This window comes from Erwinia papayae, assembly GCF_058241465.1.
The window spans coordinates 1,673,012-1,693,220 of sequence record NZ_JBZCHT010000009.1 but is presented as its reverse complement, the minus strand read 5'-3'; the positions used below and the strand labels follow the sequence as shown (position 1 = coordinate 1,693,220).

General features: G+C 54.6%; 19 protein-coding genes and 2 pseudogenes. 5 read left to right on the top strand and 16 right to left on the bottom strand.

What is annotated here, in order from left to right; translation table 11 throughout:
- Window positions 1-27: 27 nt before the first annotated feature.
- Together rimO and AC3RPL_RS12785 are read right to left on the bottom strand one after the other, a co-directional pair.
- Window positions 28-1,386: a 30S ribosomal protein S12 methylthiotransferase RimO gene (rimO, locus tag AC3RPL_RS12790; RefSeq protein WP_490740281.1), complete on the bottom strand. Its 1,359-nt coding sequence runs from the start codon at window positions 1,384-1,386 to the stop codon at window positions 28-30.
- Window positions 1,387-1,594: 208 nt separating this feature from the next.
- A complete protein-coding gene (locus AC3RPL_RS12785; protein WP_034941303.1) occupies window positions 1,595-2,248 on the bottom strand; it encodes an HAD family hydrolase in 654 nt (217 codons plus the stop codon).
- A 272-nt stretch (window positions 2,249-2,520) separates the two neighbouring features.
- On the opposite strand from AC3RPL_RS12785, the gene AC3RPL_RS12780 reads away from it, so the two are divergent.
- A complete protein-coding gene (locus AC3RPL_RS12780; protein WP_490740280.1) occupies window positions 2,521-3,726 on the top strand; it encodes a serine hydrolase in 1,206 nt (401 codons plus the stop codon).
- A 110-nt stretch (window positions 3,727-3,836) separates the two neighbouring features.
- On the opposite strand, the gene ybjG is transcribed toward AC3RPL_RS12780, so the two are convergent.
- The gene (gene ybjG, locus AC3RPL_RS12775; protein WP_490740696.1) at window positions 3,837-4,442 is read right to left on the bottom strand and encodes an undecaprenyl-diphosphate phosphatase; all 606 of its coding nucleotides are present in this window, start codon (window positions 4,440-4,442) and stop codon (window positions 3,837-3,839) included.
- A 372-nt stretch (window positions 4,443-4,814) separates the two neighbouring features.
- Window positions 4,815-6,503: an aspartate:alanine antiporter gene (locus AC3RPL_RS12770; RefSeq protein ID WP_034941299.1), complete on the bottom strand. Its 1,689-nt coding sequence runs from the start codon at window positions 6,501-6,503 to the stop codon at window positions 4,815-4,817.
- Window positions 6,504-6,901: 398 nt separating this feature from the next.
- Between AC3RPL_RS12770 and ybjM the strand changes: the two genes are divergently transcribed.
- Window positions 6,902-7,273: an inner membrane protein YbjM gene (gene ybjM / locus AC3RPL_RS12765; protein WP_034941296.1), complete on the top strand. Its 372-nt coding sequence runs from the start codon at window positions 6,902-6,904 to the stop codon at window positions 7,271-7,273.
- 200 nt (window positions 7,274-7,473) lie between these two features.
- Here ybjM and AC3RPL_RS12760 read toward each other — a convergent pair whose 3' ends face one another.
- The 7 genes and pseudogenes from AC3RPL_RS12760 to nac form a co-directional block, all read right to left on the bottom strand.
- Window positions 7,474-8,211 (bottom strand): amino acid ABC transporter ATP-binding protein, encoded by a 738-nt coding sequence (locus tag AC3RPL_RS12760; protein ID WP_490740279.1) that lies wholly within the window; start codon window positions 8,209-8,211, stop codon window positions 7,474-7,476.
- A 120-nt stretch (window positions 8,212-8,331) separates the two neighbouring features.
- Window positions 8,332-8,976, bottom strand: a pseudogene (locus AC3RPL_RS12755) (amino acid ABC transporter permease); the annotation flags it as partial.
- 4 nt (window positions 8,977-8,980) lie between these two features.
- Window positions 8,981-9,676, bottom strand: a complete 696-nt coding sequence (locus AC3RPL_RS12750; protein WP_490740278.1) for an amino acid ABC transporter permease — start codon at window positions 9,674-9,676, stop codon at window positions 8,981-8,983.
- 40 nt (window positions 9,677-9,716) lie between these two features.
- The gene (locus AC3RPL_RS12745) at window positions 9,717-10,466 is read right to left on the bottom strand and encodes an SDR family oxidoreductase (protein WP_490740277.1); all 750 of its coding nucleotides are present in this window, start codon (window positions 10,464-10,466) and stop codon (window positions 9,717-9,719) included.
- A 117-nt stretch (window positions 10,467-10,583) separates the two neighbouring features.
- A complete protein-coding gene (locus tag AC3RPL_RS12740) occupies window positions 10,584-11,381 on the bottom strand; it encodes a LamB/YcsF family protein (RefSeq protein ID WP_034941286.1) in 798 nt (265 codons plus the stop codon).
- Entirely contained in the window at window positions 11,378-11,809 is a 432-nt protein-coding gene (locus AC3RPL_RS12735) for an acetyl-CoA carboxylase biotin carboxyl carrier protein (protein WP_490740276.1), read from the bottom strand. Before AC3RPL_RS12735 ends, AC3RPL_RS12740 begins: the two co-directional genes overlap by 4 nt.
- 139 nt (window positions 11,810-11,948) lie before the next feature.
- Complete coding sequence (gene nac, locus AC3RPL_RS12730; protein WP_490740275.1) at window positions 11,949-12,872, bottom strand: nitrogen assimilation transcriptional regulator NAC; 924 nt, start codon at window positions 12,870-12,872, stop codon at window positions 11,949-11,951.
- Between the two features lie 359 nt (window positions 12,873-13,231).
- On the opposite strand from nac, the gene AC3RPL_RS12725 reads away from it, so the two are divergent.
- Complete coding sequence (locus AC3RPL_RS12725; RefSeq protein ID WP_490740274.1) at window positions 13,232-14,434, top strand: pyridoxal phosphate-dependent aminotransferase; 1,203 nt, start codon at window positions 13,232-13,234, stop codon at window positions 14,432-14,434.
- 85 nt (window positions 14,435-14,519) lie between these two features.
- Here the strand turns inward: AC3RPL_RS12725 and AC3RPL_RS12720 are convergent, their stop codons facing one another.
- From AC3RPL_RS12720 to AC3RPL_RS12710, 3 genes are read right to left on the bottom strand one after another with little or no spacing between them, the layout of a single operon-like run.
- Window positions 14,520-15,506, bottom strand: coding sequence for a 5-oxoprolinase subunit C family protein (locus AC3RPL_RS12720; RefSeq protein ID WP_490740695.1), 987 nt, complete (start codon window positions 15,504-15,506; stop codon window positions 14,520-14,522).
- An 8-nt stretch (window positions 15,507-15,514) separates the two neighbouring features.
- Window positions 15,515-16,225, bottom strand: coding sequence for a 5-oxoprolinase subunit PxpB (gene pxpB, locus AC3RPL_RS12715; RefSeq protein ID WP_490740273.1), 711 nt, complete (start codon window positions 16,223-16,225; stop codon window positions 15,515-15,517).
- Between the two features lie 3 nt (window positions 16,226-16,228).
- Window positions 16,229-17,068, bottom strand: coding sequence for a transporter substrate-binding domain-containing protein (locus AC3RPL_RS12710; protein WP_490740694.1), 840 nt, complete (start codon window positions 17,066-17,068; stop codon window positions 16,229-16,231).
- 224 nt (window positions 17,069-17,292) lie between these two features.
- Between AC3RPL_RS12710 and AC3RPL_RS12705 the strand changes: the two are divergent.
- Window positions 17,293-18,224: pseudogene (locus tag AC3RPL_RS12705) on the top strand (DMT family transporter).
- A gap of 300 nt (window positions 18,225-18,524) precedes the next feature.
- On the opposite strand, the gene AC3RPL_RS12700 reads toward AC3RPL_RS12705, so the two are convergent.
- Both AC3RPL_RS12700 and AC3RPL_RS12695 read right to left on the bottom strand, forming a co-directional pair.
- The gene (locus tag AC3RPL_RS12700; RefSeq protein ID WP_034941273.1) at window positions 18,525-18,788 is read right to left on the bottom strand and encodes a GrxA family glutaredoxin; all 264 of its coding nucleotides are present in this window, start codon (window positions 18,786-18,788) and stop codon (window positions 18,525-18,527) included.
- 62 nt (window positions 18,789-18,850) lie between these two features.
- Window positions 18,851-19,060 carry a hypothetical protein gene (locus AC3RPL_RS12695; RefSeq protein ID WP_490740272.1) on the bottom strand — a complete coding sequence of 70 codons (210 nt, stop codon included), beginning with the start codon at window positions 19,058-19,060 and terminating at the stop codon, window positions 18,851-18,853.
- Between the two features lie 204 nt (window positions 19,061-19,264).
- Here AC3RPL_RS12695 and nfsA point away from each other — a divergent pair, with 204 nt between their 5' ends.
- Window positions 19,265-19,987: an oxygen-insensitive NADPH nitroreductase gene (gene nfsA / locus AC3RPL_RS12690; RefSeq protein ID WP_490740271.1), complete on the top strand. Its 723-nt coding sequence runs from the start codon at window positions 19,265-19,267 to the stop codon at window positions 19,985-19,987.
- Window positions 19,988-20,209 lie beyond the last annotated feature (222 nt).

The window sequence follows — 20,209 nt, the reverse complement described above, 5'->3', positions numbered from 1 at the left end:
CAGAGCGCAAGCGGGCTGGTCAGGGTGTTAAAGCCGGGTGGCCCAGAGATCGTATTCGTCGGCGTTGTCGACGCGTGCACGGATCACATCGCCGGGCTTGACGTTTTTCTCACCGTTGAGATAAACCGCGCCGTCGATTTCCGGCGCATCAGCCATACTGCGACCAATAGCCCCTTCCTCATCCACTTCATCAACGATCACCAGAATCTCGCTGCCCACTTTTTCCTGAAGACGGCTGGCAGAAATAGCCTGTTGCAGTTGCATAAAGCGGTCATAGCGCTCTTCTTTTACCTCTTCCGCCACCGGGTCTGGCAGCTGGTTGGCGGTCGCCCCTTCCACCGGGCTGTATTTAAAGCAGCCCACTCTGTCCAGTCTGGCTTCTTTAAGGAAGTCGAGCAGCATCTGGAAATCTTCTTCCGTCTCGCCGGGGAAGCCAACAATGAAAGTGGAGCGCAGCGTCAGCTGTGGACAGATTTCACGCCAGCGTTTGATCCGCTCCAGCGTGCGCTCAACCGCGCCAGGACGTTTCATCAGCTTGAGGATGCGTGGGCTGGCGTGTTGCAGCGGAATATCCAGATACGGCAGGATCTTCCCTTCAGCCATCAGTGGGATCACCTCATCCACATGCGGATAAGGGTAAACGTAGTGCAGGCGCACCCACACGCCGAGTTTAGCCAGCTGTTCGCACAGGCTGACCATGCTGGTCTTAACCGGGGAGCCGTTCCAGAAACCGGTGCGGTGTTTAACATCCACCCCGTAGGCGGAAGTATCCTGGGAGATAACCAGCAGTTCTTTCACGCCGGATTCCACCAGGCGTTTCGCCTCATCCAGCACGGAACCAATCGCCCGGCTGTCCAGGTCGCCGCGCATCGACGGAATAATGCAGAAGGTACAACGGTGGTTACAGCCTTCGGAAATTTTCAGGTATGCATAGTGGCGTGGCGTCAGTTTTACGCCCTGCTCAGGCACCAGGCTGAGAAACGGATTGTGCTGTGGCTTCGGCACATACTGATGGACATGTGAAAGCACCTGTTCATAGCTGTGCGGCCCGGTGATTTCCAGCACGCGGGGATGTACCTCGCGGATCTGGTTCTCTTTTGCGCCCAGGCAGCCGGTGACAATCACTTTGCCATTTTCATTCAGTGCTTCGCCAATCGCTTCCAGCGACTCCTGCACCGCGCTGTCGATAAAGCCGCAGGTGTTGACGATAACAATCTCGGCGTCATCGTAACGCGGGACCACTTCGTAGCCCTCAGTACGCAGCTCGGTGAGGATCCGTTCAGAATCGACAAGATTTTTTGGGCAGCCTAAAGAGATAAATCCCACTCTGGGAGACGCGTTTTTGGGTTGTATCACGATATTGTCAGGTGTTTCGTTGCAGGACATTGCTTATTTCCGGTTCTGAGCAGGAATGGCGCGAGATTCTACAGAGGGAGCAAGCAAAATCCTACTTCTTTGTACCCGGATCAGCAGGAAAAAGCTGCCCCGGGCACGAATAAGAACCGGATAATCTGCTGAAACAGCAGGCAACGGATGGCTAAAAAAAGCACCCGTCAGGGTGCGCAAAATAACAGTAAAACAGCCCGGCAGCTGCTTAACGCTGCCACTGGCAGACCTGCCAGCCGCGCTCATCAGCTAACTGCTTTAAAGGCTCAGCCGGATTGATGACATGCGGATGATCGGCATGTTCCAGCATGGGCAGATCGTTCATTGAGTCGCTGTACGCCCAGATATTATCGAACGCCAGGCCCTGCTGTGCTAACCACTCATTCAGCCGCGTCACTTTGCCTGCTTTATAGGTCATGGTGCCATATATCTGACCGCTGTAACGTTCATCGACAATCTCCACCCCAATCGCCAGTGCGCCATTTGCATCCAGCTGTTCAGCAATGGGTGCCACCAGATGTTCACCGCTGGCGGAGATCACCAGAATCTGGTCGCCGCGCTGCTTATGCCAGGCCAGTTTTTCCCGCGCAGCAGGATAAACCCTTGGCATGATATCGCGATGAATAAAGCGTCTGATCCAACCTGCCACGGTGAGTGTGCTCATACCCGTCAGCGGCGAAAGGATGGTATGCATATACTCTTCAATAGCCAGCGTTCCCTGATAATACTGGGTCATTAATGCGCGTTCATGTTCAAGAAGCGCAGCCGGGGCATAGCCCTGAGAGACCAGCCAGCGTAACCACAGGCCGGTACTGTCTTCACAGATCAGTGTTTCATCAAGATCGAACAGGGCTAAATCCATTGTCATTACTCCTCTGAAAACTTTACACAGGGTAGCGGAATTTTGTGACCAACTTAACTGTTCTGCGAAAAATCGGAATTACACCTGGAGCCTGTCGCCATAAATCGTCAGAAGCTGCCATATAGTGCGTTATCTCCAGGATTTATCAAATAAAGTCTAAGAAACTTTACGGTAATGCTGTTCATTTTGCCTGGCAGACAGGATAGCGTAACTCACCGCTCGGTCTGAAGGCTGAAAATATCTATCTTTCAAATGGATATCCGGATTTTGTCATGAAGAGAACAGGTTTGCCCTTCCCCAAAGTGCTGCTAACTTTTTCCTGGTCGCTACTGTTGGTTCTGAGTTTTGCTACCCGTGCTGAACAGGCTCCGGCTCCCCCGCAGATTGATGCCAGAGCCTGGATACTGATGGACTACCACAGTGGAAAAGTGCTGACAGAGTCACATGCCGATGACCGCCTCGATCCCGCCAGCCTGACTAAAATTATGGCCAGCTATGTTATTGGCCAGGCCATTAAAGCCGGAAAAATCACCAGTGACGACATGGTGACCGTCGGGAAAGACGCCTGGGCGACCGGCAATCCGCTGTTGCAGGGATCGTCACTGATGTTCCTCAAGCCTGGCGACCGCATTCCGGTGTCGGAGTTAAATAAAGGTATCGTTATTCAGTCAGGCAATGATGCCAGCATTGCGCTGGCAGATTATGTCGCCGGCAGTCAGGATTCCTTTGTCAGCCTGATGAACAACTATGCCCGTGCGCTTGAACTGAAAAATACCCATTTCAAAACGGTACACGGGCTGGATTCAGACGGGCAGTACAGCACCGCTCGCGATATGGCGTTGTTAAGCCAGGCGCTGATCCGCGATGTACCGGAGGAATATGCGCTGCACAAGGAAAAGGAATTTACCTTTAACAACATCAAACAATACAACCGCAATCGCCTGCTGTGGAGCAGTAATCTGCATGTTGATGGTATTAAAACCGGCTACACCAGCGGGGCAGGCAACAGCCTGGTGGCATCGGCCACTGAGGGCAATCAACGGCTTATTTCTGTGGTGCTCGGCGCTGCCACCGATGCGGTACGTTTTCGTGAAAGCGAAAAACTGCTCACCTGGGGATTTCGTTTTTATGAAACGGTGACCCCGGTTAAAGCAGATAAACCCTTTACCACCCATCGCGTCTGGTATGGCGACAGGAAAGCGATCCCGCTTGGTGTCGCCGGTGATGCTTCAGTGACGCTGCCCAGGGGGCAGATGAAAAATCTCAGGGCCAGCTTCACGCTGTCACAGCCGGAACTGCTGGCACCGCTGAAAAAAAATCAGGTAGTGGGAACCATTGATTTCCAACTGGATGGCAAAATCATTGAGCAATGGCCACTGGTGGTCATGGAAGAGGTAAAAGAGGGGGGATGGTTCAGCAGGGTGATGGATTTTGTCATGCTGAAGCTTAACGGCTGGTTTGGTAAGTGGTTCCATTAAAGGTACTGGCCGTCTGCGCCAGCGCAACCTGTCAATTAAAGAGTGCGTTCACCCGGTAAAGTTAACGGCATCCGCCACTGGCTTCGCAGTGACGGATAAGCCGTGGCCGTTCAGTTACGTACCCAGCCTTTACGAATAGGAATGGCAAACAGCAGCCGGTAGAGCGACGACGTGTTCTGTAACAGGCGTCTGCCGCAAAAGTGCCAGGCGACCTGAGCAAACAGGCAGGAGAGCATGCCGACCAGCAATCCACCGAGCATATCCATCGGCCAGTGGACACCCAGATAGATCCGTGACCAGGCAATGGCTGAGGCCACCACCATCAGCACGGCACCCGACCAGATACGGTGCCAGCAGAGAAACGCGATAGCAAAAGTAAAGATGGCGGTGCCGTGATCGCTGGGATAAGAGTCATCCGCCGCATGCGGTAAAAACTGGTGGCCCAGACCGATAACAAAGGGGCGCGGGTGTGGCAGTAAATTGCCGGTGCACCAGGAGATGGTCAGTGCGTAGACCAGCGCAATAGAGGTCTTCAGCACCAGCTGCCGTTGCGACGCGACCTGGCTTCTGGGCCCCCATAACCACAGTGCAACAATCAGCAGCGGTACGATGGCAATCAGGTCTCTGGCGATAAAGGTTGCCGTGGTAATCATCCAGTGGGGCGATTCCGGCGTGGCGTTGATCCAGAGAAATAAAATCCGGTTCAACTCTTCCATCATACTTATCTCCTCGTCTTGTTCAGCAGAAACAAAAGGCATCCGCAGGTAAAATCCGACTCAGCCATGGCTGCTCCGGTAATGTGGGGGCAAAGCATAGAAGCAACAACAGAGAAGATAAACAGGTATGTTCCTGATTATATGCGTGGTTGTACTTTCGTTAAGAATTGCCGGGGTTTTAATCTTTTATGAAATAAATAAGAATAATCGCCGACAAAATATCGCCGTAAAAGTTGGGGGGATACGGAAAATAAAAAACCCGCTAAGTATTTTCTTAGCGGGCTCCACAATTTGAGGATTTCAAAGAAAAGCAGTGGCACTTATTATGACCAGCGGCTGATACAAAAGTTCTCAACTCTTTTGAAATTAATTTCAATTACCAAACATTGGCCAGACTATCACGATTAACGTTCCTGCCAGGGTCAGTAGAACGTTAGCAATCGCATAAGTTCCGGCATAACCCAGCGCGGGGATATTACTGCGTGCAGTATCGCTGATGATCTCCATTGCCGGAGCACAGGTGCGTGCGCCCATAATGGCCCCAAACAATAAGGCGCGATTCATTTTCAGCACATAAGCGCCAAACAGAAAGCAGAGTACGACCGGCAGCAGACTGACGGCCAGTCCGGCCGCCAGCATCAGGATGCCGGTATCCCCCAGTCCGTGCGACAGACCGGTTCCGGCGCTCAGACCAACCCCAACCATAAAAATCATCAGACCGAACTCTTTTAACATGGTCAGAGCACCCTGCGGAATGTAACCGAAAGTCGGGTGATTGGCGCGCAGAAAGCCGAGCATAATGCCGGAAAACAATAAACCTGCCGCATTGCCAATGCTGAAATTAAAGTTGCTGAATTGCAGGGTGATCATCCCGGTCATCAGTCCGATAATAAAGAAGGCACAAAAAGCGAGAAGGTCGGTCAGCTGACTGTGAATTGAGATAAATCCGATGCGATCGGCAACCGATTTAACGCGACGCGCCTCGCCACTGATTTGCAGAACATCACCTTTATTGAGAATGATGCTGTCGTCTATGGGCATTTCAATCTGACTGCGGATAACCCGGTTGAGAAAACAGCCGTGGTCGGTCAGTTTAAGATGACTGAGACGTTTATTTACCGCATTGTTATTTTTAACCACGATCTCTTCATTAATGATCCGCATATCCAGTAAATCGCGATCGAACACTTCTTTTCCGTTACGGAAGCTGGGATCGAGACGTGAATGGGCATCCGGATAGCCGACCAGCGAAATCTCATCACCCTGTTGCAGCACCGCATCGCCATCCGGACTGGCGAGAATGCCGTTGCGCCGAATGCGCTCAATGTAACAGCCGGTCTGACGATAGATCCCCAGCTCGCGCAGGTTTTTGCCATCGGTCCAGGCAACCAGCTCCGGACCCACGCGATAGGCACGGATAACCGGCAGATAAACCTTACGCTGGCTGTCGGGATCCAGCCCCCGCTCCCGGGCGATGGTCAGCGCGCTGGTGGAGAGGTCCTGGCGCTGCAATTTTGGCAGATACCGCGCCCCAAAAATCAGGCTGACCAGGCCGATCAGATAGGTCAACGCATAGCCCAGGCTGAGATTAGACTGGGCGGTGCTCAGTGCATTTCCTGTCGGCCAGGTTTGTCGCAGCGTGTCTCCGGCACCCACCAGAACGGGGGTTGAGGTCATCGAACCTGCCAGCATGCCCGCAGTCAGGCCAATATCCCAGTTGAACAGCTTGCCCAGAATCAAAGCAATGACCATGGCGCTGACCACCATTACCGCAGCGAGCATCAGATAATTCTTGCCATCACGAAAGAAAATAGAAAAAAAGTTAGGTCCGGCTTCAACACCAACGCAAAAAATAAATAACATAAAGCCCAGATTCAGCGCGTCGGGATTAATACCAAAATGCTGCTGACCAAGTAACAGCGAGACGACTAAAACACCAATAGAATTACCCAGTTGTACCGAGCCAAGGCGTAATTTACCCAGACATAATCCCAGCGCGAGCACGACAAATAATAACAGAATGTCATTTCTACTTAACAAATCTGCGACGTTTATATTCACGGTTTAACTTCTTGTTTACGAGTAACGCATTGAAATAATGGGTGTTTTGCGCTAAATTTTTCACACAGCCAACAGAGCAGTGGCAATATTTAACCTCTGTCTCACCCGACATAACAGTTGCAGGCCGTCTTAATACGGACAACAGATGCAGCCCGGGGAATGTCAAATAGTGTCGGTGACAGAGTGAAAAATAAAACAGCCTGATGGAGCAGGCTCAGAGGGTTTTAGCAAATACAGCCCAGGCCAGTTAAAAACGGCGGCCATTTTAAACGTTTCATTCTTTTTCAGCCAGTAAAAGCCGTGTGCATTTGTAACGGTTTTTTGCTTTTCGCCAGCAGGAAAAAGGGTACGGAGTGTCTCTGGCCCGGTGACTGGATCAATTACCGAGAGAAAAGCTTATGATGTTAAGGGGTGTGTCGTGGACCGCTGGAATAATCAGTTTTGTCCTGTACTGCATTGTTTTTCTGGTGGTGCGCTATGACATGTTCATCGAAGGTGCGGCGGTCATGCAGGCGCGTCCTGGCTTGTTGATGTTGGTTGTACCCGGCGCGGTAGCGGCGATGACATCTAAAGAGGCACCGCTCACGGTGTCACTCCTGTCTGCATTATTCGGAACCTTTCTGTCGGTCGTCATTCTGAATTTTTACGCTGTCCTCTGTTACGACCCCATGCAGGAACTGGCCTTTGATGCCAGCGCCATTTTCTGGTGTGGCTCGGGGGCGCTGTTAGTCATGCTGATCAGAACCGTATTCTGGCCTTCACACGGTTAATCAGGATACCAGGGCGTTACCTTAGCGCAGTGAAATGCAATCAGGGTTAAACAGATAGTAAAGAGAGGAGAAGGGGGGTTGTCGCGGGTTAACCAGTGCGCCATCAGCAGACGGGAAAAAATCGGTGAGTCTGTGGATTGTCGGCGCAGTATTGCGCCGCTCAGCCCTGTTATTCGCGGCTAAAGGGGCTGAGCCGTTTATCAGTTGTAATGCAGGTCGCTCAGAAACTTCTGTGCTCTGGCGTGTTGCGGGCGGGTAAAGAAGTTCTCCGGTGTGGATTGCTCCAGAATCTTCCCCTGATCCATAAACCAGATGGTATCCGCCACTTCCCGGGCAAAATTCATCTCATGGGTGACGCACATCATGGTCATACCTTCGCGGGCCAGGCCGCGCATCACGTTTAAGACTTCGCCTACCATTTCCGGATCCAGCGCCGACGTCGGTTCATCGAACAGCATGACCGGCGGTTTCATCGCTAACGCCCGGGCAATAGCCACCCGCTGTTGCTGACCACCGGAAAGCTGTGCCGGATAGGCGTTGGCTTTGTGCGATAACCCGACGCGCTCCAGCAGTTCACCCGCCTGCTGGCGAGCCTCATGACGCTTCACCCCGAGGACTTTCACTGGCGACATCATGATGTTCTCCAGCACCGAAACGTGTGGGAACAGGTTAAAGTTCTGGAACACAAAACCTATCCGGGTGCGCAACTGATTCAGGCGCGTGCTGGTGCCGTGGATGTCGATACCATCAAACAGAATCTGACCTTCTTCAATCGGCTCCAGCCGGTTAACGGTGCGGATTAACGTTGATTTCCCTGAGCCGGACGGGCCGCAGACCACCACCACTTCGCCAGGTTTGATTTCAGCACTCAGATCGGTCAGCGCCTGGTATTCGCCATACCATTTATTGACCTGATTAAATAAGATCATTGGTCGCATCGTCGCTCCTTATTGTGATTGAGTCCGGGAGAGCAGCAGGGCTTGCGCCATGTTGTCGGCTTCCGGCATCCGGTTTTGCCTTTTACGCGTGATACGCGCTTCCAGCCTGTTGGCCAGCTAGGTCAGACTGAAACAGATGAGGTAATAGCCCGCCGCGACAATCGCGAAGACCTGAAAAGGTTTAGTCAGCAGCTGGTTATTGACCTGGTTGGCGGCGAAGGTCAGCTCCGGCACGTTGATCACGTAGCCCAGCGTGCTGTCTTTGATAATGGAAACCAGCTGGCTGACCAGACTGGGCAGCGAGTTATATAACGCCTGCGGCAGAATAATCAGGCGCAGCGTCTTGCAATAACTCATCCCCAGCGCTCTGGCCGCTTCGTACTGGCCGCCCGGCAGCGCCTGAATGCCGCCGCGCACGATCTCAGCAATGTAGGCACTTTCATAAATCACCAGCGTGCACAGCATGGTACTGAATCCGCTGATGTTGTGACCAATCAGCAGCGGGACGCAGAAGTATGTCCAGAACACCACCATCAGCAGCGGAATGCCCCGCAAACAGTAAACCCAGCAGGCGGCGGGCCAGCTTAGCCAGCGAAAAGGCGACAATCGCGCCAGTCCGAGCAGCGTGCCCACCGGTAATGCTAACAGGATCGCCAGCACCGAAATCAGCAGCGTGCAGAGTATGCCGCCAAGGGGCCCCTGCGGGTATTGTCCCATCAGGAACAGCATCCCGTTGTCATGCAAAATCGTAAATATGTCGGGCATGGGATTACCTCGCATAAACCCGCTGGAAACGGCGGGCCAGCAGCGCACCAGCCCCCATCAGCAGCAGAGAGAAGAACAGATAACCGGCAGAGGCCACCAGATACGACTCGAAAGTACGGAATGTCTGGTTCTCAATATCACGGGTGACATAAGTCAGTTCGGCCACCCCAATCACCATCGCCAGGCTGGTGTTTTTAAACAGTAAAACGGTGTGATTGAGCAGCGACGGCAGCGCGTTACGGATACCCTGCGGCAAAATGACCGAACGCAACGAGCGGGTATAGCTCATGCCCAGGGCGCGGGACGCCTCAGTTTGTCCTTCCGGGATGGCACGCAATCCGCTGCGGATATCTTCAGAAAAATACGCCGCCTGACACAATCCCAGCGCCAGCATCGAAAACAGAAACTCGGCGTTTAAATCGTTAATCCACATCTGCACAGATTCAGGCAGCAGGGTCGGAATAGCGAAATACCACATCATTAACTGAATAAGCGTCGGCACGTTGCGATGATACGAGACGTAAATGCGGACAAAATATTCAGCGAAGCGCTGGTGCGTTAAGCGAATCACCACCAGCAGCAGGGCAATCAACATCGCCAGCAGCCAGGCCCCCAGCGCCAGCTCGAGGGTGACAGCCATACCATCGACGATCACCTGCCCAAACTGACCGGTCAGGATCCTGCTGAAATCGAGCGTCATCGTCTTTTCACCCTCCTGTTTTTAATGCTTTGTCGATCGATCACACGCCTTCACCGGGGCGCATGGTGGAAAGTCCCCCCGGCACCTGCAACGTCGGGGTGATTTCGATATTGCCAATGTTGACGGCAATCGGCGCTGAAACGGCAAAGGCCACGCAGTCGGCGATATCTCTGGCGGTGGGCAGCTCAAAACCGTCAATGAAACGGCGGCGGGCGTCTTCATGATCGCCGGACACATTGCCGAAAATATCGGTCGCCACCCGACCCGGACAGATCTCGGTAACCCGCACGCGTTTGCCGTAGCAGTCAACGCGCAGCTGGCGCGAAAGGGCATGAACGTCCGCTTTGGTGGCGTGGTAAATCGAGTTGCCGCCGAAGTTATAAATCGCCGCAATCGAGGTGATGTTGATGATGTGTCCACGATCGCGCGCCATCATTCCCGGCACCAGCAGGCGGCAGAGATGCAAAACGGCGCGCAAATTGACATCCACCTGGGTATCAATCGACTCTTCATCGGCGCTGAGGATCGAGCCGGGGCGGGAAACACCGGCATTGTTAACCAGGATGTCCACGCTGATTTCGCTGCACAGGCGCGTTACCGCCGTAAGATCGCTGACATCCAGCGCATGAGGAATACAGCCAGTGCGGGCGGCGAGTGCTTCCAGCTCATCGGCGCGGCGTGCCACGGCATGAACCGTCAGCCCTTCCTGGCAGAGGCGTTCGACAATGGCTTCACCCATTCCGGCTGATGCGCCGGTGACCAGCGCAGTTTGGTAATCTGAAAATGGCATGTGACTCTCCTGTTAAACCCCCGCGACATCATCTTCTGCCGGTGGCGTGTTTTCTGACTCTATCCAGTAATGCCCTGAGGGGATAAGACATAAACCCTGTGAGGCGATAAGCGCGACTTATAACCGTGCTTTTTCCTCTGTCAACTGGCGCTGTTGCTGGCCTGGCGGCATCAGCACGATGCCCATTTCGGCAATAATTTCCCGCAGGGTATGCACCATGCCGAGAGATTCCGGCGTATCACCGTGGACCAGGATCGAGGTGGCATTGACCGGCAGGGTGATGCCGTCGATGCTTTCTACCGTGCCTTCCCGCAGCAACTGGCGCACGCGCGTGCGCACCTGCTCTTTATCATGAATTACTGCACCCGGTTTCGACCGGCTGACCAGCAGGCCGTTGCTTTCGTAAGCGCGGTCGGCGAGAAAGGTGCAGACAACCGGCAGGTTCAGCGCCCGCGCCGCAGACTCGACGGCGTTGCCGGGCAGGGTGCTGACGATCATTTTTGCATCGAAGTTGCTGACGGCCTGCAACAGCACCTGTGCGAGTGCGGCGTCTTCGGAAACCATATTGCCCAGCGCGCCGTGAAAACTCATATGCGTCAGCGGATAATCGGCCGCTCTGGCAAACGCAGACAGGGCACCCAGTTGATAGGTTACGTAATGGGCCATCACCTCCGGTTCGATATGCATCCGGCGACGGCCAAATCCGGCCAGATCGGGAAAACCAACGTGCGCGCCGAGATCTACCTGATACTTTTTCGCCAGCGCGACGGTATTCGCCATAATGACCGCGTCTCCGGCGTGGAAACCGCAGGCAACATTGGCAGAGGTAATCAGCGGCATCAGTGCGGCGTCATCAGCGATGGTGTAATCGCCAAAGCCTTCACCAATATCGGCGTTGAGATCGATAAATTTCATGCGGCCAGCGCCTCCTGACGTAAGGTAAAAATTTCTGCGCCATACTCCACGCCGTCACCGTTCTGCACCGTCAGAGATTCAACCGTACCCTGCACCGGACTGCGCAGCGGCAGATAAATGCCCCCCACTTTCAACAATCCGAGCAGGGCATTTTTTTCGACTTTTGCACCAGGCTGAGTAAATGGCAGATTGTTCAGGGGATGCTGTAGCAGCACGATGCCGGGGAAAGGCGCACAAAGCTTTTCCGCTGCGGGAAGGTCAGGCACCGTTTCCGGCAGCGAGGGTAAGGAGACGGCGGGGCAACCGGGTGCACATTTCATGCTGATGCGAAAGCCGCTGCCGGTGAGTGCAATCTCGCTCAGACCGGACTGACGCATCTTACGGGCAATATCGCGCAGCGCTCTGAATTCTGGTGCTTTTTTTTCCATATCTCTCCCGTCAGACAGCCTGTGTTCCCGAGGCTGGCGACGAAAAAACGGCCCGCCGTACGGGCAGAAAACGCACTCTAGCGTGGTACGCCGACCATCAGGAAAGAGGATTTCGCTTTACGGCAATAAGACAGGCTTATTACCCGACCAGCGTCAGGGGGCGGTTATCCACCGTGCGGTTAGCCATCAGGGAGAGCAGAATCGCTTTCACCGCTTCTGCGGGCTGGGAAAGGGGCAGATGGTCGGACATACAAAATGAGAGCGCGACCTGAATATCAGGATTATCAATTTTCGCCATCCACGAACCGGCGGCGTCAGGCATGGCACGGGCAGCGGACTCCGGCATGATCGTACAGCCGGAACCTGCCGCCAGTGCGGCATTGAGGGTGGTTTGCGATTCGATTTCGCATTTCACCCGGTAAGTCAGTCCCTGATGAACAAAGGCATCATCAATGGCTTTGCGCATGATGTTGTAGATGCGTGGCAGGAACAGATCGTAGTTTGCCACCTGCGCCAGACTGACCGATTTCAGCGGCTTGCTCAGGGTGTGCGGGCAGACAAAGTACAACTGTTCTTTCATCAGCGGCATAAAACGCAAACCATGAATTTCGCGGTTACCGTAAATCACCGCCATATCCATCCGGCCATTCATAATCAGTTCGCTGAGGGTGGTGCCAAAATTTTCATTAAAATACAAAACGATGCCGGGATACTGCCGGTGAACTTCCTCCATCAGCGGCAACGCCAGCTGCTGGGCTGCGGTGCCGGGTGCCAGACCAACGGAGACGCTGCCGGACAGGGCCAGCGCCGAGCGGTCGATGGCACTCTGTGCCTGATCGCACTGGCGTAAAATGGTCTGGGCGTGGATATACAAAATCTTGCCTGCCTCGGTTGGCGTAACGCCACGTTTGGTGCGGATCAGCAACTGCTGATTCACTTCGCCTTCCAGCGTTGCCAGCTGCTGGCTGAGCGCAGGCTGTGCAATGTGCAGGATATCTGCGGCCTGAGTGAGGCTCCCGACATCGACAATCTTGATAAAATATTTCAGGCGGCGGAGATTCACGATGGCGTCCTCATGGCAGAAACAGGCGTTGATAGCAGTTATCAGAACACAGCAAGATGAGTGCCAACACGTCCTCAGCAGCCGATTTATTCCCCGACTTCTGCTGGTTCTGCTGATTTCACCTCCATGTCTCTCCGGCACTGCCGTGCATTATCAGCGGCTGGCGGAAAAGAAATCAGCTCTCCCTGCACTGCGCTGGTGCAAAATGCCGTTTTCCTGCGTTCAGCCATTGCTTTGTGTTATGTCACCACACTAAAGCGCTATTGGTCCGGGGGGATGCTTCCTTATTACTCTTTTTCGGGTAATGCCTTATCGCTGTCCGTCTTTCACCTTCGATAAAAAATTGGAACCCCAGCCCCATGCCTGATATCGCCGATCGCTTAAAAAATGTTTCTGTTTCTGCCTCTGTCGCCATGACGCAAAAGGCCCGCGATCTCGCGGCGGCAGGCGTGAACGTTATCGCACTTTCCACCGGAGAACCCGATTTTCCGACGCCGTCCCATGCAACCGAAGCGGCTCACGCCGCGGCGTTGGCTGGCGACACCCGTTATCCTCCTGTTGATGGCACCCCGGCGCTGCGCGCGGCCATCGCCGCTAAATTTCAGCGTGATAACCACCTGAATTTTAAGCCGAGCCAGATCCTGACCGCTGGCGGGGCAAAGCAGATTATCTTTAACGCGATGCTCGCCACCATCAATCCGGGTGACGAAGTGGTGATCCCGACGCCGTCGTGGATCAGCTATGCAGACATCGTTAAATTCGCGGGCGGCATTCCGGTGCCGGTGGTCTGTCCGGAAGAGAATAATTTCAAGCCGTATCCGCAGGATATTGCCGCAGCGATAACCCCCGCAACCAAATGGCTGCTGCTGAACTACCCGAGCAACCCGACCGGCTCTGTGGCAACGCAGCAGGAGTTGCAGGCGATTGGCGAGGTGATGCTGCGCTATCCGCAGGTATGGATCCTGAGCGATGATATTTATGAACATCTGATTTATGACGGCGTGACTTTCCACACGCTGGCAGAAGTTGAGCCACGTTTGCAGGACCGCGTGCTGACGGTCAACGGCGTGTCGAAAGCCTGGGCCATGACCGGATGGCGCTTAGGTTTTTGCGGCGGCCCGCAGGATTTGATCAACGCCATGAGCAACGTCAATACGCAAAACAGCGGCGGCGTCACCACACTGACCCAGGCGGCGGCTGTTGCCGTGCTGAATGGCCCGCAGGGGTTGCTGAAAGAACGCGCCGCCATCTATCGTCAGCGTCGGGATTACGTGCTGGAGCGGCTGTCCGCCGTCCCGACGCTACGCTGCCATAAACCGCAGGGGGCATTTTATCTGTTCGTCAATATCGCTGGCTGCATCGGTAAAACCACCGCAGGCGGGCGTTATATCAGTAACGATGCGGATTTTGTCATGGCGCTGATCGAAGAACAACATGTGGTCACCGTGCAGGGCGCAGCCTATGGCATGAGTCCGTACTTCCGCCTTTCCTACGCCACCAGCATGGCAATGCTGGAAAAGGGCTGTGACAGGATTACGGAATTTTGTGCGGCCCTGAAATAACCCACCCGGCCCGACGAGGAAAACTGCCCGCCAGCATGATTAATGTTGTCGGGCAGTGCTTTTTTTTGGCGGTTAAGCGCGGATATCAATATCCCATCACTTTTTTCACCGGCATAAAGCTGTCGCGCAGGCGGGTCAGCCAGTGGTTGATCTGCTCAGCAACATAGACAGCTTCGCGGGCATCGCTTTTAATCAGCTGGATGCGCTGACCGGGCTGCACCTGTGCCAGACGCCACAAATCCTCTTCAATGATACCGGCAATTTTCGGATAGCCACCGGCGGTATTGGCATCGGCCAGCTGAATAATCGGCTCACCCGCCGGGGGCACCTGAACGATGCCAGGGATCAGTCCGTAGGAGCGCATTTCAATGACTTTCGAGGGGATGAGCGGCGTCCCCGACAGACGATAACCGGTACGATTGCTGTGCATGGAGACCGTCCACGGCTGTGACCAGAAGCGGGGCAGACAGGCTTCAAACAGGGCATACTCCCCGGCGGGGATCGCCCGCAGTTGCACCACACCTTCAGGGCTGGTGGGCAGCAGCGTTGCCAGCGCGATATCAGGGGGTTCGATACCCATCCCTTCAGCGGGCAGGGGCGAGGTTGATGTTTTACCTGCGCTAAGGCGATCGTTTTGCGCCAGCGGTCGCCCGTCGAAACCACCAAAGCCGCCGCGCAGTGCGGTACTGCGTGACCCCATTACCAGTGGAACATCAATGCCGCCGCCGAGGCACAGATAGCTGCGCGCCCCGCTGCGCGGAAACTGCATTTCCAGCACCTGTCCGGCGTGGACAGAACATGCCCACCACGGGGGCAGCGGCGTGCCGTCCAGCATCGTGCGGCAGTCCGCGCCGGTGACCGCAATGTTGGCGTCTTTGAGAAAGCGCACCTTAAACGGAAACATCTGTACCTCGATACAGGCGGCGTTTTCGTCATTGCCCAGCATGATATTACCTGCCCGGAACGCCAGCGGATCCATCACACCGCTGACGGACACGCCGATATCGCGGAAACCTGTGCGTCCGGCGTCCTGCACGGTATTTAGCGGGCCGGTTTTTATAATTTCAATCACCGCTTCGCTCACCATTCTGTCCTCTCTGGCAGAAACCGTACGCGGTCACCCGGTGCCATCAGCGCCGGAGGGTCGGCGTAAGGATCAAACAGTGTCAATCCGGCATAGCCAATGGCGTTCCAACCGTTTGGCCCGGTCAGCGCGGAAACCCCGGTCTGTGCGCCGCCAATAGTCACGGTGCCTTTAGGCATACTCAGCGAGGGGACTTTTTTGCGCGGCGTGGCGAGAGTGGGGTCCAGCCCGTGCAGATAGCCAAAACCGGGCGCGCTACCCAGTGAAAATACCGTGTAGCAGCCCTGGGAATGGCGGTGAATGACCTGGCGCGGCGACAGTCCGGTATGGCGGCAAACCGCATCCAGATCGCTGGCCTGTTCGCTGCCGTAAATCACCGGAATTTCGATCACTTTTCCTTGTGGATGGATGGCCTGCGCCCGTTCCCACGCGGTGCTCAGCAGGGTGAAAGCCGCATCGTAATCCTTCGGCGTCTGGCGAAACAGCACCAGCAAATTGGTGACGCCAGGGATCAGGGATTCAACCTCTTCGTGCCTGCGCAGCGTGGCCGCCAGCGACCAGATACGGCGCTGGGCGGGGAGATCGAAATCTCCCGGTGCTTCTATCAGCCATGCGCGGCTGCCAATGGTGGAGATTTTGATTTTTTCGCCCTGTCCCGCCAGCATAAAACCGCCGGGGGAGGGCGCATGGTGCGACACCGTGCTCATTGGCTATTCCAGAGGTTCAAATTTCAGGCTGGAGAGCGGTTGAACTTTGTCTTCGCGCACCATTTTGTATTCGGTATTGGGGCCAAGCCAGCTGTCCCAGATTTTGCCGAGGGTGCCATCGTCCTCCATGGCTTTCAGGCTGCCGTTCACTTTTGCCAGCAGCGCCGGTTCATCCTTTTTCATGCCAACGCCAATCGGTTCCAGCGCCATGGGTTCTTTGATCATGCCCAGTTCGATGCCATCTTTACCGGCCTGCGAAATCATCTTCACCGCCGTCATGGTGTTGGTCACAAAACCGACCACTTTGTTCTGCTCCAGCGCCAGAAAGGCCGATGCGGCATCCTGGAAGGTCACGGCTTTTGCCCCGGCCAGGTGAATGGACTGTTCAGAGGTGGTGCCTTTGGTGGCGCTGATGCGCTTGCCTTTAAAGTCCGCACGGGTTTTATCAACGTTCGGCTTTTTCACCACCAGCATCTCTTTCGCCACGTAGTAGGGGTTGCTGAACTGAATCTGCCGGGCGCGGGTTTTGGTATAGGCCAGATTGGCAATCAGCACGTCAGCGCGCCCGGTGGCGATCACCGCGATACGTGCTTCAATCGACGTGGGCACCAGATTGAGTTTTACCCCCATCTGTCTGGCTAACGCCGAGCATAAATCGACGTCCATCCCCGCCAGCTGGCGCGTTTTTGCATCCGGCGACGAGAACGGCGGCACATCGGAATAGACCGCACAGTTGAGTGCGCCACGAGCCTGAATATCGGCCAGTCCATCGGCTCTGGCAGGGGAAAGGGCTGCCATCAGCGGGAGTGCCAGCAGGGAACAGGACAGGAATTTCAGCTTCATCATTCATTCTCCGGGGTCTTTTAATGCGCTTTCTGTGACGACAATGTTGCCAGAACCGGCGGCAGTTTTTCGTTACGACAGCCCGACTATATAAGCGCCGTCTGGCGTTGTATAAGAAGTAAACCCTGTATGGCAATACGCTTTTTATATGACCGATGAAAAGGCGGCTCTGACAGAATAGTGTTCACTTTCAGAGCACTACTCACCGATAACGAAGGTCAATGATGAACGCCAGAATGGGTGTTTCGCTGAAAATATTATCAGCCCTGTGTGCCACTTTAATGCTGGCCTGCGTGAAAGGGTTGGGCGGAAATATTCCTACCGGAGAAGTGATATTTTTTCGCTCTTTTGTTGCTCTGTTGCCCTTGCTGATCTGGTTAAAAATGCAGGGTAGGATATATCCCCAGATCAAAACAAAGAATATCTTTGGCCACTTAATTCGCGGATTTTCCGGGACGGGCGGCATGTATTTTAACTATCTGGCGCTGGTCTATATCTCGCTGGCGGACGCCACGGCAATCAGTTATGCCGCGCCGCTTTTTACGGTGATCATGGCCGCTGTTCTGTTGCGTGAACATGTGCATGCTGCCCGCTGGCTGGGGGTGGTAGTGGGGTTCAGCGGGATTATTGTGATGCTGTGGGCGCATCTGAGCGACAGCGGTTCACTGCTTTCAGGCGGTGTTGCTCAGGCCTCGGCGGGTGCAGGTGTCCTGCTGGCGCTGCTGGCGGCGCTCTGTACGGCGGTATCTTCGGTGCAGATCCGCTTTCTTAACGGTATCGAAAGACCGGGAGCAATTGTTTTTACTTCTCACTGATGACCATGCTGATTGGTCTGGCAACCCTCTTGCTGGGCTGGAAAATTCCCGATAGCCGGCAGCTTTTACTGCTGACGGGCTGTGGTTTTTTTGGCGGCATGGCGCAAATCCTGATTACCATGAGCCTGCGCTATGCCGATGCCTCGCTGCTGGCCCCGTTCGACTACACCTCGCTGGTGTGGTCGATGATCATTGGTTTTGTTTTTCTTAACAGCCTGCCGACGGCCTCAACGCTAACTGGCGCATCAATTATTGCCGCAGCCGGGATACTGGTGGTGTTAACGGAAAGGCATCGCGGAAAGGTGCGGCAGGCAGAGGCTGTAAAGGTAAAACAGTCATAAGCAAAGGGTGATGCGGGCCGGGGCTGACTGAAAAGCAGATAAGCCACTGGCGCTGACACGGAATTGCGCAGGCCGGACGGCATTGGTTGGTGCGTGGTTGCTGAGTCAGGAGGGATTGCTTGCTGGACCCGGATGCGTGGCGGCTGCTTAACCGGCGGCCCATAAGAGATAGCTGACAGAGACTAAAAAGCGTGCTGTTTAATAACAAACAGCACGCTTAATCACTGTACCAGGACTCAGCCAGCAACACCGGGCTCCCGACTGTTACTGGTCCGTACAGTCCCGGTGTTCGGCCATTGACTACTGAAACAGCCCCAGGTTTTCTTTGGCATAGGCTTCAAAATCGGTGCAGCCGCCAATATGGTTTTGATCAAGGAAAATCTGTGGCACGGTTTCAACCGGTTTACCAACGGTTTTCTCCAGATCGGCCTTGGTGATGCCTTCTGCGTGAATATCAACATAACGGAAGTTGAAATCGTCACGATCTTCGGCCAGCTTTTCAGCCAGCTCTTTGGCGCGAACACAGTAAGGACAACCCGGGCGTCCGAAAATGACTGCAAACATACGTTTCCCCTTAATGGTCAAAATATGTGATTCGAATCACAAAAAAGTGCTACTGGCGCTCATCATGCCCGCTTCACCGGGTGATGGGAAGAAGGATTTACCTGTTGATACGATTTGTTCAGGCTATACCTTATCGCCGCAGCCGAATTATTCTGCCACATGCCACATGCCACATGCCACATGCCACATGCCACATGCCACATGCCACATGCCACATGCTGGGCTTCAAAGAACTGGGTTGAGAGAGCGGTATTAAGCAGCATGCCCTGCACAGGCCGCTCCCGGCACTATTGTGAAACTTTCTTACCGCCTGCTGCACCAGATGCTACCCTTGCCAACGACATTTCCGGCACAGCGCTGATGACCTTGATGCTTTTACTGCGGCCCTGATGCTGCCCGCAGTAAGTGGCAGATAGCGTCACTGATGCCGCCGGATTTTTTTGCCTGCGGCGACAAATTTTTTTCGGGAGATAAGCATGACCCCAACCATCGATTTACTCTGCTCACACCGTTCGATTCGCGCCTTTACCGACCAGCCGATCAGCGATGCCCAACGACAGGCGATCCTTGCCGCCGCGCAGTCCGCCTCCAGTTCCAGCTTTTTGCAATGCTCTTCGGTGATCCGTATTACTGACCCGGCGCTGCGCGATGAGCTTGCTGAACTGAGCGGCGGCCAGCACTATGTTGCTCAGGCGGCGGAATTCTGGGTGTTCTGTGCCGACTTTAATCGTCATCTGCACATTTGCCCACAGGCTCAGCTGGGGCTGGCAGAACAACTGCTGCTGGGCTGTGTTGATACCGCACTGATGGGCCAGAACGCCATGATCGCCGCCGAGTCCCTGGGGCTTGGCGGCGTATTTATTGGTGGTATCCGCAACGGTATCGCCGGGGTGACAGAACTGCTGGCATTGCCAAAATTTGTCCTGCCGCTGTTTGGTCTTTGTCTGGGCTGGCCCGCGCAGTCACCGCAACAAAAACCCCGTATGCCTGCGGCCATGATGATGCATGAAAATCGCTATCAGCCAGTTAATCAGCAGGTGCTGGACGATTACGACCGCCAGCAGGAAGAGTATTATCTGACGCGTGACAGCAACCCGCGTCGTGAAAGCTGGAGCGAGCACATCCGGAAGACCATTATCAAAGAGAGCCGACCCTTCATGCTCGACTATCTGCATAAGCAGGGATGGGCAACGCGCTAAAGCCTCTTATCTCAGCGGTGATTCACCACCGGGCAAAGCGGTCGTCTGACTGATATTGACGCCAGACGACCCGCTCTGACGAGGTTCAGACCCGCTTTCAGGCTGAAGCGGGCCGATACACCCTCAGTGCTGAATCAGCTTTTATTGCCGGGACTCTGTCTGAAAAGGTCTGGTTGATGTCATATTTATGTCGCAGTCATGGTGTTTCGCAGCGTTTTTCCG